The organism is Phyllobacterium sp. CCNWLW109, assembly GCF_037203905.1.
GTDB lineage: Bacteria > Pseudomonadota > Alphaproteobacteria > Rhizobiales > Rhizobiaceae > Phyllobacterium > Phyllobacterium ifriqiyense.
On record NZ_JBBCBK010000002.1, the window covers coordinates 1 to 12,418 of the forward strand.

The window sequence follows — 12,418 nt, forward strand, 5'->3', positions numbered from 1 at the left end:
AGCGCCAGGCAATCATACGCTCAAAGGCTGAGAATGGCTTTGAACCAGAGGGCGCGGTCGCTGTTTTTTCTGTCATAGAATTCAGTCTGATGCTGTTAGATGACGACTACATTGCGGCGATTAGTGAACCCAAATCCTAAAGCAAGAGCGGTTCTTTCTCTATCTTCTTTGTTGCGGTATAACGAACTAAATTGTTGTCGGGCAGCGGCCGTGGCAATTGAAGCGCTTCTTGGTCCGGCTCGTTTCGCGGATCGGTCTAAGCTATCTTCTCGATATCATAGCCAACCAGCATGCGCTTATATCGCGGCACCCAAGTGCCTCTTCTACTCTGTTCTGGCGTTATCCATTCCCCGTCAAGGGCTTTAAGAAGCACTCGGCGTTTCGCTGTTTTGCAAACATATAGACAATGTAGCGATCGGGATGAACATAAACATTCCGGTTCAATCGATAGCAGCCAAGCGTTTTCGACAAGAAACCAACCCTGTCAAAATGCAACCCCACATCCTCACAATGCAGCGCGACCCGAAAAGGATATTCCTTCGATCAAAGTGGGTGGCGGCTCGCCTCTGCTTCGGGCCGCCGCGAAAGCTTTGGCTTCCAACCACGGGCATAACCGAAGCCCATCGCAAGCGAAGCATATTCGAGTTCTTTTATCAGGAAGCTGCGCTCATCCATCAGCTTGGCGATTGCTGCCTGCACGTCACCGCCATGTTCCGCTATAAGCTGGTCGGCTTCGTTCCCATAATCTTGCTCCGGTTCTTCCATGGCTTTTCTCCATTGAGACAAGCCTGTCCGCCCCCCACTACAGGCAGGTTTGATAGTCTTAAATTGTGTTGAAGCAGCCGCAACCTGCTGCGATGTTCCTAAAATGTTCTTGTTGGCGAATAGAGTCAAGGATGAACTTGCCGCATGCCTGCACTCATGCGTTGCCTCGATCGGGTTTAGTGTCCCATTTTATTTGACGGCCCGAACTTGCCTGCTCTTCGATTCTCGAGAAGCGGATCATGAGGTCGGACCTCAACCCTGCGATCACAGCGGTAGGCCTTGCCGAGATCAGATGAGATTTCAACCTCACAAAGAGCATGCGTCGGACCCAACATGGAAAATCTGATCCTGGCATCCGCGAGCCAGCTACGCGGCATCTCATTCGCATCAGCCGCAACACAGCTCCTTGATAATAAGTAGTCGAGGCGCCAAATCTGGAGTGCTCCGACAACGTTGCCTCCCTCTCCAACTGTAGCCGCAACTCCCGTTGACCGGTTTTAGTCAGGAAGGTTGCGTATTGCCCTAGAGCCCAGTAACCATCTAGATCGTTGTACCTGCTGACGAAGCTATCAAGAATATCGTGGCAAATTCCCTTAAATTGCTTTCTTCTCGGCATTGAAAATCCAAAACAGGCGCTGCGCGGCATCCAACATTTGAGTCAAAGCATATCAAAATGTTTCCACGTATCAATCGCCTCAAATCGTGGTTGCGGCGCATGTCGCCATTACGGTCAACGGTTAATGGCACGGATGCCGAGCAACTATATTATCCGAGTATTTTGTGAGGGGCGCATCGCTTGCAATTAAGATGCTCAGCACCTCCATGGTCCGCTTCCATCGGCGCCGCGGCGGTGAAAGGCAGGCGATATTATTGAGGTGGATTGCGGACAATATTGAGTGCCGCTATGCTTCCCAGATGCTCCCGCTTCTCAAACCCACCTCGAGCCTTGGCTTCACCTTCGCACTTCTCGCGTTCAGCTTAACTTGCGCTGATGCTGCGAGCGCTTGCCAGAGCCTCAACCAAGCATCGGAGCGCGGAAAGCTGCAACAGCTTCTGTCATCTTCGGGCTTTTCAAAGGACGAGGGGGCTTATTTGTTGGCTGGTGCAGAACAGCGGCTAAAGCAGGTGCAGTCTGGCGCTCTCAATGCGCGCGGCGTTCAATGTGGAATTAGCACAGTTCGTGCCCACATCCTCGGCTGCATGAACAGCACACTTCCCTCTGTTATCCGAACAACTCCAGCGGATAGAAAGTCAAGCAAAGCTCTTTGGGGACGGGAGGGCCTTTCTGCTCGAGGCGCAGGGTTCATCGGAATGTTTCACGCGTGCCGTGGCAGCGCCATGGAGGCTTTCCTGTCTGACTGACTTAGTAAGAATGTCAGAAATGGATCACTAAGGTGGGCTTACACCAAATCGCGGAATGACATCATTGAAGTTTCAACTTTACTGTTTGGCGCATGACCTCTGTCGAATTTTGTTCCAAGCAGTTATTCCCAGTGTTGTCATCAACAACTCCAAGCTTCCCCTAGTTCGATGGGGGCTTTTTCCCGGTGGCACGGATAGTTTTGAGCATCTGAACGATAGCGACTGGTGGAGAAGTGTCGATTTCTTCTGGTGGCATCTTCTTAAACTCTATGAGCCAGTCAAGATACCTTTCTACAAGCGCCTTGATCTCTTCGAAGTTTATCGCGATTTGCTGAACTTCACTTGCCCGCAGTCCTCACTCTTCGAAGTTCAATAGATATCTGTCGATGACATTCTCCGGAGTCGTATCTGCACGGGCCATATCTCCCATATCTGCAGATTGGTATTTCGGAACCAGCCTTGGCCCATTTTCAAAATGCACGATTTCGAAATGCGCCAGTTTATTCCTAGACTTGCTGGCCGATATGATCTTTTCAGAAATTTTCGACCACAACTTTATCGCTTCGGCATCCGCTATTTTTAACGGCACGATCTGTTCTACAATTCTGAGCTTGGTATTGAGGTTGACGATGTTCGACCAAACAATGCTCGCGGGTTGCGGAGACGGGGCTCCCATACAGCGCCAGAGGACGTTGATGACAGAACCCTCAACACGTGACCAATTGTGAAGCGCTGTTCCTACCCAAAGCAGGATCAGCTTTGTCACTTGGTCTTTATCTACAACGCTCTTCATAGAGCAGGATCATTTGCAGAGGATTCTAGGGCCGTCAATGTGAATTCGAAAACATAATCAGTCGTCAGGAATCGGCCTCTTGCGCCCATAGTGCTTGTTCGGTGGAAATCAGGTCTATCAAGCGCAAGTCCTCAAACATCGGCGCGTCCAACGATCTGGTCTTGAACGTGTCGTACTCTCGATTGTAGGCGGTGATGAAAGGCTTGATGGTCTTTTTGGTTTCGTCGCGTAATTCGTCCCTACGCACTTCGCGAGCCAAGATCGCAACGATTACTGCGTTGATCACTTCTCGTTTTATCATTGGAGGTAGATCTATGTTCCGGGTGAGGAGAGCGATAATTTTCTGGGGTGTCTCTTTTAGTACTCGTTTGGCTCCATTGCGCTGGACTGTTGCCCTCCGGTTGGCAAGGCGAATACCTGTTAGTTCCGAGGTTAAGTAAGTTTTGTTCGGCTTTGTAAGCCACTTTTTCGCCTCCCTCGATCGGATTTTGTCACGTAATTTTTTGGCATGGCCCGCTTCGGTATTATTCTTCCATCCCTTAGCCCAAGCATTGTGGTGGTCGCGGTTCTTTACTAACCAGTTCCATTTTTGTGCGGCGACTTTTTCGGGATTAAGCAGTTGGAACTTTTTGCGATATGCTGCGCGCTTCGCACGCGCATCTTCTACGTGCTTATCCAGACGGTCTATTGCTTCTTCTCTCGGAAGCAATTTCAGTTCGGCAATGAACTTCTGTGACAGATAGAGTTTTACCATAAATCCCCCTCCTGGGGACTTGATAGATCACCGCCGGCGCCAAACAGCAACCAACCTCACGGCGCGTGAGGCAATGATACCGTCAATCCATCTCACGTGTGAGTACTTGGTGAGTTTTGAATTACAAGGGAAAGGGTATTTCCTTAAAACTCCAGAAAGACTGGCGCACCCGACAGGATTCGAACCTGTGACCTCTGCCTTCGGAGGGCAGCGCTCTATCCAGCTGAGCTACGGGTGCATGAGGCTGCGACAGCTCGCATGCGCGAAGCGGTTCTAGCCGATGCGCGTCAAGGCTTCAATGGCGAATTTTGAATATGAACGGTATTAAGGTTCTAGCGCTCTCATTGGCGCTGCGCTGAAGTGGAGGAGAAATTATGATCACACTTGGTCCAGCACTGGCGTTCGTGAAGACTTGGACGGCGCAGAACGTTCACCTTGATAAGCTTGGTGATGCGGAAAAGCGAGGAGAGGAGCTTGCGCGCGCGTTGCTCGCCGATGCAAAGGCTGCTGGCTATAACGAGGCGGAGATCGAAGAGGCAGTAGGGGACGATGTTGTTGATTACATGATCGAGGCTCTTGGCAAGGCGGGCGATCCGAAAGTCGGCGGGTCGTAGACGCCCCGCAGGGCATCCTAGCTTTCAACGCCGCCGTCTTATCCCGTTTGAGACAAAATATCAGCAAGGCGTGCTGCCTGCGGTGTGAGGTCACCGAAGCGACGGGCACAGAGACACAGGCGGCGTGTGGCCCAATCATTGCTAAGAGGAACTATCCTCAATTTGCGCGTGCGAGAGGCCTTGCGTGCCGCCCCTGCTGGGACAATGGCAATTCCAACATTATTAGAAACAAGTTGGATGACAGTTTCCAGCGTTGTCACACGCACCCGAAAGTTCACGTGGCGTCCGAGTTGTGCTGCCCGCCGAATGATGTGCTCCTGCAAGGCATTGCCGATGTTGAGGCCGATGAAGGGTTCGTTTACCGCATCCTCGAAGCGGATTGAGCGGGCACCGGGAGCAAATGGGGAATTATGCGCTGCGATGATTGCGAGGCGGTCGGTGCAAAAGGGCCGTTGTTCGAGATTCGACAGATCGGCCCAACTGGCAGCAATGCCAAGATCCGCATAGCCATTGACAAGCTTTTCAGCAATCAGGTGGCTGGGATGTTCCTCAAGGTCCACATCAATATGAGGATTTGCCATGAGAAAAGTCGATAGAAGTTCAGGAAGAGACTGTGTAGCCGCCGCCGTATTTGCCAGTAGACGAATGCGCGCCCTGAAACCATCGGCGTGCTCGCCAAGATCCCCTGTCATGGCCTCGATCTGATTCTGAATTGTTCGCGCGTGATGAAGGAGTGTATGCCCAGCCGAGGTGAGGGTGACGCCGCGCCGTTTCCGCTCAACCAGCGCTACGCCAAGCATATCCTCCATGCCCTTGATGCGGGCACTTGCCGATGCAAGCGCGAGGCCCGAGCGGTCTGCACCCGCAGTGATGCTGCCGCTTTCAGCGATATGCAAAAACAACCTCAGGTCAACCAGATCAAATCGCAAACCAACACCTCGTGACTTCGGCCATAACGAAGGCTGGCCCGGGCAATTCCAGATTGTGGACTTGATAGGGAAAGGTCAAGAGTCGGCGTGGAATAGCTCAAAAGAACAGGAAGTGCTGCTATGATGGAAGTCGCCGGAAATCTGGTCAATCTCGCAACCGGCCATCTTATCTCCTTTCCGATGATCTGGATTACCGTTGCATCGGTGTTTTTGTTGGCCGGCCTTGTAAAGGGTATCGTGGGAATGGGCTTGCCCACCGTCGCAATGGGCCTTCTGGCAATTACCATGCCTCCCGCACAGGGCGCGGCAATCCTGATTATTCCATCCTTCGTCACCAATATATGGCAGTTGCTGGCAGGCCCATCGTTCAAGCGGCTTTTCAAGCGTCTCTGGACCATGATGGCGGGTGTTGCTGTTGGAACCGTTGCTGGAAGCGGTTGGCTGACAGGCGGTCACACCGGCGTTGCGCTCTCCGGCCTTGGTGCAGCTTTGACGATCTATGCAATGCTGGGATTGCTACAAGTCAGGTTTCAGGTGAGCGTGCGTTATGAAAATCTGCTCTCGCCGCTGGTCGGGCTGATAACGGGGCTCGTGACCGGTGCAACCGGCGTATTCGTTATTCCGGCGGTTCCTTATCTGCAGGCGTTGATGCTGGAAAAAGAAGAGCTGATTCAGGCATTGGGGCTGTCATTCACAGTATCCACGATCGCGCTGGCTCTTGGGCTCGCGCTGCATGCCGATGATCAAATGGCATCTGTGCCGTTGCTTGGTGTCTCGCTGCTTGCGCTGATTCCCGCTTTACTGGGCATGTTCATTGGACAAATGCTTAGAGCGCGAATGAGCGCCGAAGCATTCAGGCGTGTCTTTTTCAGCGGGCTGCTATTGCTCGGCATATATCTGGAGATCACGTCCCTGAGCTAATGCACGCTATGATGGAAAAAACCGGTTTCAAGCATTGAACCGAAGCGAAGAACACCGCACTCTCGCCTGGCAACAAAGGAGGAGATGTGAATGTTTCGAAATTATATGATTGTGCCGTCATTCAGAGCCACGATGTTTAGTACGGTAGCGATTCTTGTAGGGGCGACATCGCCCATGATGGCGGATGAAAGCACATATCCGCATGGCAATGAGCCTATTGGGACTGTCGAACAGGTTTATGATGGCGCACTCTTGCCGGATCTGGCTGTCAGCACCTACCGGAACATTGACCGGCTCTTTCCAACACGCACGATCAAAGCCGGAACGAAGCCTCTCGATCTTCCAAAAGCTGACAAGCAGCTCACGAATGTCAAATTCAAGTATGAGGAAAAGGATTACGATCTCTACGATTTTGTGGCGCTGGACAATATTACAGCCATGCTCGTCATCAAGGACGGCAAGATTGCCTTTGAAACATATCAACGCGGCAATACAGAAAAGACACGTTGGATGTCGATGTCGGTGGCAAAGTCCATCAGTTCTACCCTTGCGGGCATTGCGATAAAGGATGGGCTGATAAAGGGCCTCGATGCGCAAGTCGTGGACTATGTGCCTGAGCTGAAAGGCAGCGCCTATGACGGCGTTTCGGTTCGGGATGTTTTGATGATGTCGTCTGGCGTCAAATGGAATGAAACCTATACCGACCCAAACTCTGACCGGCGCGCCCTGTTGAAGGCACAGATATCGCAAAAGCCGCGCTCTGCCGTAGAGCTTATGGCAAAATTGCCGCGAGCTGCTGAGCCTGGCACATTGAATACCTACAGCACGGGCGAAACACAGATTCTTGGTGAGATAGTACGGGGTGCGGTGAAAAAGCCGCTTGCGGATTATCTGTCGGAGAAAATCTGGGCGCCGTTCGGAATGGAAACCGATGCGACCTGGTGGTTGGATTCGCCCGACGGGGTTGAGATTGGCGGCAGTGGGATTAGCGCGACCTTGCGCGACTACGGGCGTTTCGGCCTCTTCTTCATGAACAATGGCGTTATTGATGGAAAGTCCATATTGCCGGAGGGCTGGGTAAAGGAAGCGACTACGCCAAAGACGCTTAAAGGCGGCAAAAAGCTCGATTACGGCTATATGTGGTGGACCGCATGGACAGAGCCTTCCATCAAGGATGGCGCATTTTCCGCCATCGGGATTCAAGGTCAAAACATCTATATTGACCCGGCTGAAAAGGTCATCATTGTCACTTTTGGCGCGCAACCCAAACCGGTGGGCAAGGAGCCGATCGATCCAAATGTATTCTTTGACGCAGTCGTTGCAGAATTGAAAAAACCATAAACTGAGCTGCACAAGCAGATGTGTACGGTGGAACTCTGGCGCTTTGCAGTCGTTTGCGATGTATCTGGAGATTCACCGAACGCAGGAGAATGAAAAATGAAAATGAACCGCCGTCATATGCTCGCGCTATCCGGCGCGGCAGCCGCCACGACGCTTTTCTCTCCCTCGGTTCGTGCCCAGGCCTCAATGCCTTTCAAGCAATCTGAACTGCCCTATGAAGAAGGGGCATTGAGCCCGGTCATTTCAGCTCGCACTGTCGGCCTACATTTTGGAAAGCATCATGCGGGCTACTACAAAAAGCTCAATACGCTGACCGAGAAAACGCCTTACGCGGAACTGCCTCTGGAGGAGGTTGTCGTGCGCGCCAAAAAGGAAAATGAAACGGCGATTTTCAACAATGCTGCGCAGGCGTGGAATCACAATCTGTATTGGGAACAGTTCAAAGGTGGACCTGCCGCCGCTGAGGGTGCTTTGCTTGATGCGGTGAAAAGTTCATTCGGCGGCATTGACGAATTGCAAAAGCAGATCGTCGCGGAATCGGACAAGGTGTTTGGCACCGGCTGGGTGTGGTTGGTAAAGGATGGCGATAAACTTGCCGTCGTTGGAATGCAGGATGCAGGCAATCCGCTGGCAGATGGCAAGAAGACGCTACTCGGTATCGATGTATGGGAACATGCCTACTATCTCGACTATGAGAACAGGCGAACCGTGCATGTTGCCGCAGTGCTGGCAAAGCTGGTCAACTGGCAATTTGTTGGAGAGAAATTCCAGTCCGCCTAGGCGGGTTTATGGAAGTATCGCTCCCGCCGTTTGAACCGCGGGAGCAACAATATCGCAGTGAAGTTCAATCAATCAATATCGAATGACACGCCTTGAGCGAGTGGCAAAGCCTTGGAATAGTTCACAGTGTTGGTTGCCCGGCGCATATAGGCTTTCCACGCATCCGAGCCGGATTCGCGCCCGCCGCCAGTCTCTTTTTCGCCGCCGAATGCGCCGCCGATTTCAGCGCCGGATGTTCCGATATTGACATTTGCAATGCCGCAATCCGAACCGTCCGGGCTGAGGAAGCGTTCGGCTTCCTGCAAATTAAGCGTGAAAATCGACGATGACAGACCAGCACCGACGGCATTGTGCTCGACAATCGCCTGATCGAAATCGCTATACTTCATCACATAAAGGATTGGAGCGAAGGTCTCTTCAACGACAGGTCCTGTCTGTTTTGGCATTTCAATCAGGGCAGGGCGCACATAATAGGCGTTGGCATGATCTGTGTCGACGCGTGCGCCGCCAGTAACCTTGCCGCCATGCGCAACAGCTTCGCTGATTGATTTTTGCATATGGTCAAATGCCGCCTTGTCGATCAATGGACCGACCAAAGAAGGCGTATCAAGCGGGCTGCCGACGGAAACGCTTTCATAGGCCTTTTTGAGGCGCGGGACGAGCGTGTCATAAACACTCTCATGGACGAACAGACGACGAAGCGTGGTGCAGCGCTGACCGGCTGTTCCCATGGCTCCAAAAGCAATGGCACGCAGCGCCATATCGAGATCAGCCGATGGGCAAACGATACCGGCATTGTTGCCGCCCAGCTCAAGGATTGAACGGGCAAAACGCTTGGCCAGACGCGGCCCGACTTCGCGGCCCATCCGTGTGGAGCCCGTGGCTGAAACCAGTGCCACTTTCGGATGATCGACAAGGGCTTCACCGATCGTGCGGTCACCCATGAGCGTTTGCGCAAGTCCGGCGGGAACGTCGCCGAAACGCTTGGCGGCGCGATCAAAAATTGCCTGACAGGCGAGACCGGTCAGCGGTGTTTTTTCTGAAGGCTTCCAGACAACGGAATCGCCGCATACGAGGGCAAGTGTCGTATTCCACGCCCAGACAGCGACAGGAAAGTTGAAGGCAGAGATAACGCCAACGACGCCGAGCGGATGCCAGGTTTCCATCATGCGATGGCCGGGACGTTCCGTGGCAATGGTGAGACCATAGAGCTGACGCGAAAGACCAACCGCGAAATCGCAGATATCGATCATTTCCTGAACTTCGCCCAGACCCTCTGACGGGATTTTGCCAGCTTCGATGGAAACAAGCCGGCCAAGGTCATTCTTGTGCGCGCGCAGTTCTTCACCAAAAAGGCGTACCAGTTCACCACGTTTCGGCGCTGGAACAAGACGCCATTCGCGGAAGGCGGCGTCAGCAGCTTCGATTGCTTGTGCAGTATCTGCGGCGGAGTGAACTGCAACATCGGCAACTTTTTCACCAGTAACCGGGCTGAATGAAGCCATCGTGCCGCCCGTATAAGCCGCGTCTGCGACGCCGAGCTTGGAAAGGAGTGTCTTTACTTCCTGAGCAATAGTCATCTTGCTTACCTTTTATTATCTGTCGAATGAGCTGACCGGCTTTTATCAGCCGGCGCGGATTATTGAAACGGCCTAGCTGGCAAGCGCGACCGGGCGCAATTGCTGTAAGCAGGCTTCGATGGAAGCGTTCTCAAGATTGGCATAGTGCTCGAATTCATCAAGGACCGGAGCACCGAGATGGAGCTCAAACTCTTGCTGGCTCGGGCTGGCCGCAAAGTTTTGAGCAGTCGTATCGCCAAGGTTTGACTGGAAGATGCCTGCTGCGCTAACGGGCAAGAAATCCTCATAGACAATGGGATCGAACTGCACCGCACCCTTGCGGATAAGCTCTTCAAGATCGCTGCCACGAATAGTCGAGGTAGCAACCGGGGAATAACGGAAATAGCCGAGTTTCTCCGTGCGAATGGTTGCCCAATCATCGGGGAAGCCGGCGAACGCATCCTGCAGGGCGTCAATATAGGCCTGCGCGTTGGAGCCATCCGCCGCCGGTCGAATGACCTCGCGTGACTTCGTCAGCAGCCGGTCATATAGCGCGCGGCCCTTGGGCGTGAGTGCAATCCCGCGCTGTTCGATTTCACCGAAACGTGCAGTGTGGGAGCCTTTCTCCCAAACACCTTCAGCATTGATGAAGGAAACGCTCTCCTCCAATGCCTTGAATGATGTCTGGCGCAAAAGGATGGGGCAATTGCGCGTGGGCGGACCCTCAATGACCGCTTTCGGCGAAATGCCATTGGCGGGCATCAATGCCTGAACAGCATCAATATCGAGAGTGCGGGGTGTCAGATGGTTGATGTGCGGTCCCTTGAAGGACACAACATCGGCAATCAGGCGGTGGGCATCGTGCAGACGCCGATAGAGGTCGTTGCTGACGCTTGCATGATCATGCCAGCGGAAAGTTTCGAGTATCTCCTGGACGAAGGATGCAGCATCAGCTGCGTCAAGCCCGCCATTCATTTCGGCCTTCTCGAGAAGCAAAATAGCCTTTGCCGTAAATATCTGACGGGCATCAAGGGTCTTGCGCGCCTCTTCGCGTAGCGCCGCATCTTCGATAAGATCAAGGCGCAACAAGGAAGTGAAGACCCGGAAAGGATTGATCTTCAAGGCCGCATCGCCAACGGGACGGAATGCGGTGGAATGTACCGGTACACCGGCCTCACTCAGGTCGTAATAACCGACAGGATACATTCCCATGACCGCAAAAACGCGGCGAAGCATGGAAAGCTCGGCTGGGGTTCCAACGCGAATGGCGCCGTGACGCTCTTCCGATATACGTTCAAGCGTATCGGTTTGCTCAAGGCGCTGTGCCATTTCGGGCGAGGCTGCGAGTGTTTTTGCATTCACTTCGGCAACCAGTGACAGCAATGTTCCATAAGCAGGCACCTCAGTGCGATACATGGAAGACATGGCCGAAGAGAAAGACGCCCGGATCGCATCCGGCGAAAGAAACGTCGATGAATTCATAATGATCGATTCCGCATTGAATTTGGACAGCAAATCTTTTCCTGTCATGCTCAATATGGATTATACAGATTATCAGCCCCCACGTATTACGACGATTCAAACTTGGTTGATGCGAGAAGAGAATGAAGTTAACGAGACGCCTGATCCCCGACATCGATATTCTTCAAACATTCGAATGTGCGGCCCGCCATGGCAGTTTCACCCAGGCGGCAAAGGAGTTGAGTCTCACACAAAGCGCCGTGTCGCGGCAATTGAGCGAACTTGAAAACCAGATCGGCGTGCTCTTGTTCGAGCGCATACGTCAGCGGGTTGTACTGTCTGATGCGGGACAGAAGTTTTTGCCAGAGGTCAGGCGTCTGCTTGGTTTGACGGAAGAAACAATGTTGCGCGCCATGGCTGCATCGCAATCCGCATCATCATTGAGCATTGCGACATTGCCGACATTTGGCAGCCGGTGGCTCATGCCAAGACTGCCAAATTTTTTGAATGATCATCCGGAAATGGCGTTAAGCGTCGCATCCCGCTCCCAGCCGTTTGATTTTGATGAAGAACCTTTCGATCTGGCAATCCATTATGGTCAGCCGGTCTGGGCGCATGCCACATGCACCTATCTGTGCAGCGAAATGATTGTCCCTGTTGGCAGCCCGGAATTATGCCGCGCCAATCCTGTTGATACGCCTGCCGGATTGGCAAATTCGGCACCATTGCTGCATTTATCCACGAGACCGAAAGCTTGGGCGTCGTGGTTCGAGACACAGCAAGCCGAAGTCATCAGTCCCTATAAGGGACATCGGTTCGAGCATTTTTCCATGGTCATTGAAGCCGCTCTGGCGGGACTGGGATTTGCGCTGCTTCCGCGCTATCTCATCGAAAAGGAGCTGGAGACGGGCCGCCTGCAGGTGCTCTTTGACCAACCACTGCAAACCGAGAATAATTACTATCTTGTCGTGCCGGAGCACAAAAAAGAGAATCCTCTTGTGCAAAGCTTTATCAGCTGGATTGCGGCGCAGGTTACTGACCAGCAACCAGATATGTCAGTCATTCGCTGAAAGCATCATGTCTTCCAAGAATTTCATTTTCGCAAAATGAAACCCGATCTATAACGGCAATCTATAATA

At 52.8% G+C, this 12,418-nt stretch carries 11 protein-coding genes and 1 tRNA gene; 5 read left to right on the forward strand and 7 right to left on the reverse strand.

Going from position 1 to position 12,418, the window contains the following annotated elements; genetic code table 11:
- Window positions 1-543: 543 nt before the first annotated feature.
- The 4 genes from V9K92_RS05290 to V9K92_RS05305 all read right to left on the reverse strand — a co-directional run bounded on the left by V9K92_RS05290 (window position 544) and on the right by V9K92_RS05305 (window position 3,912).
- On the reverse strand, window positions 544-765 hold the full coding sequence (locus tag V9K92_RS05290; RefSeq protein WP_337353512.1) for a hypothetical protein: 222 nt from the start codon (window positions 763-765) through the stop codon (window positions 544-546).
- Window positions 766-2,482: 1,717 nt separating this feature from the next.
- Window positions 2,483-2,920: a hypothetical protein gene (locus V9K92_RS05295; protein ID WP_337353513.1), complete on the reverse strand. Its 438-nt coding sequence runs from the start codon at window positions 2,918-2,920 to the stop codon at window positions 2,483-2,485.
- Window positions 2,921-2,984: 64 nt separating this feature from the next.
- Window positions 2,985-3,674, reverse strand: coding sequence for a hypothetical protein (locus tag V9K92_RS05300; RefSeq protein ID WP_337353514.1), 690 nt, complete (start codon window positions 3,672-3,674; stop codon window positions 2,985-2,987).
- Between the two features lie 161 nt (window positions 3,675-3,835).
- Window positions 3,836-3,912 (reverse strand) — tRNA-Arg (locus V9K92_RS05305).
- 136 nt (window positions 3,913-4,048) lie between these two features.
- Between V9K92_RS05305 and V9K92_RS05310 the strand changes: the two genes are divergently transcribed.
- A complete protein-coding gene (locus V9K92_RS05310) occupies window positions 4,049-4,288 on the forward strand; it encodes a hypothetical protein (RefSeq protein ID WP_307282290.1) in 240 nt (79 codons plus the stop codon).
- Window positions 4,289-4,326: 38 nt separating this feature from the next.
- Here V9K92_RS05310 and V9K92_RS05315 read toward each other — a convergent pair whose 3' ends face one another.
- Window positions 4,327-5,217 (reverse strand): LysR family transcriptional regulator, encoded by an 891-nt coding sequence (locus V9K92_RS05315; RefSeq protein WP_337353515.1) that lies wholly within the window; start codon window positions 5,215-5,217, stop codon window positions 4,327-4,329.
- A 180-nt stretch (window positions 5,218-5,397) separates the two neighbouring features.
- Here V9K92_RS05315 and V9K92_RS05320 point away from each other — a divergent pair, with 180 nt between their 5' ends.
- The 3 genes from V9K92_RS05320 (at window position 5,398) to V9K92_RS05330 (ending at window position 8,259) form a co-directional block, all read left to right on the forward strand.
- Window positions 5,398-6,138 (forward strand): sulfite exporter TauE/SafE family protein, encoded by a 741-nt coding sequence (locus tag V9K92_RS05320; RefSeq protein WP_337353923.1) that lies wholly within the window; start codon window positions 5,398-5,400, stop codon window positions 6,136-6,138.
- A 90-nt stretch (window positions 6,139-6,228) separates the two neighbouring features.
- Entirely contained in the window at window positions 6,229-7,479 is a 1,251-nt protein-coding gene (locus tag V9K92_RS05325; RefSeq protein ID WP_337353516.1) for a serine hydrolase domain-containing protein, read from the forward strand.
- A gap of 96 nt (window positions 7,480-7,575) precedes the next feature.
- Window positions 7,576-8,259 carry a superoxide dismutase gene (locus V9K92_RS05330; RefSeq protein WP_337353517.1) on the forward strand — a complete coding sequence of 228 codons (684 nt, stop codon included), beginning with the start codon at window positions 7,576-7,578 and terminating at the stop codon, window positions 8,257-8,259.
- A gap of 68 nt (window positions 8,260-8,327) precedes the next feature.
- Here the strand turns inward: V9K92_RS05330 and amaB are convergent, their stop codons facing one another.
- Window positions 8,328-9,839 carry an L-piperidine-6-carboxylate dehydrogenase gene (amaB, locus tag V9K92_RS05335; protein WP_307282302.1) on the reverse strand — a complete coding sequence of 504 codons (1,512 nt, stop codon included), beginning with the start codon at window positions 9,837-9,839 and terminating at the stop codon, window positions 8,328-8,330.
- Between the two features lie 72 nt (window positions 9,840-9,911).
- Window positions 9,912-11,300, reverse strand: coding sequence for a 2-oxoadipate dioxygenase/decarboxylase HglS (gene hglS, locus V9K92_RS05340; protein ID WP_337353518.1), 1,389 nt, complete (start codon window positions 11,298-11,300; stop codon window positions 9,912-9,914).
- A 122-nt stretch (window positions 11,301-11,422) separates the two neighbouring features.
- On the opposite strand from hglS, the gene V9K92_RS05345 reads away from it, so the two are divergent.
- Window positions 11,423-12,349, forward strand: a complete 927-nt coding sequence (locus V9K92_RS05345) for a LysR substrate-binding domain-containing protein (protein ID WP_115051458.1) — start codon at window positions 11,423-11,425, stop codon at window positions 12,347-12,349.
- Window positions 12,350-12,418: the final 69 nt, after the last annotated feature.

Excerpts from the sequence above, each read along its gene's own strand:
- hglS (WP_337353518.1), bottom strand. The coding sequence starts at position 11,300 with ATGAATTCATCGACGTTTCTTTCGCCGGATGCGATCCGGGCGTCTTTC.
- V9K92_RS05310 (WP_307282290.1), top strand. The coding sequence starts at position 4,049 with ATGATCACACTTGGTCCAGCACTGGCGTTCGTGAAGACTTGGACGGCG.
- V9K92_RS05325 (WP_337353516.1), top strand. The coding sequence starts at position 6,229 with ATGTTTCGAAATTATATGATTGTGCCGTCATTCAGAGCCACGATGTTT.
- V9K92_RS05320 (WP_337353923.1), top strand. The coding sequence starts at position 5,398 with ATGATCTGGATTACCGTTGCATCGGTGTTTTTGTTGGCCGGCCTTGTA.
- V9K92_RS05345 (WP_115051458.1), top strand. The coding sequence starts at position 11,423 with ATGAAGTTAACGAGACGCCTGATCCCCGACATCGATATTCTTCAAACA.
- V9K92_RS05330 (WP_337353517.1), top strand. The coding sequence starts at position 7,576 with ATGAAAATGAACCGCCGTCATATGCTCGCGCTATCCGGCGCGGCAGCC.
- amaB (WP_307282302.1), bottom strand. The coding sequence starts at position 9,839 with ATGACTATTGCTCAGGAAGTAAAGACACTCCTTTCCAAGCTCGGCGTC.
- V9K92_RS05290 (WP_337353512.1), bottom strand. The coding sequence starts at position 765 with ATGGAAGAACCGGAGCAAGATTATGGGAACGAAGCCGACCAGCTTATA.
- V9K92_RS05300 (WP_337353514.1), bottom strand. The coding sequence starts at position 3,674 with ATGGTAAAACTCTATCTGTCACAGAAGTTCATTGCCGAACTGAAATTG.
- V9K92_RS05295 (WP_337353513.1), bottom strand. The coding sequence starts at position 2,920 with ATGAAGAGCGTTGTAGATAAAGACCAAGTGACAAAGCTGATCCTGCTT.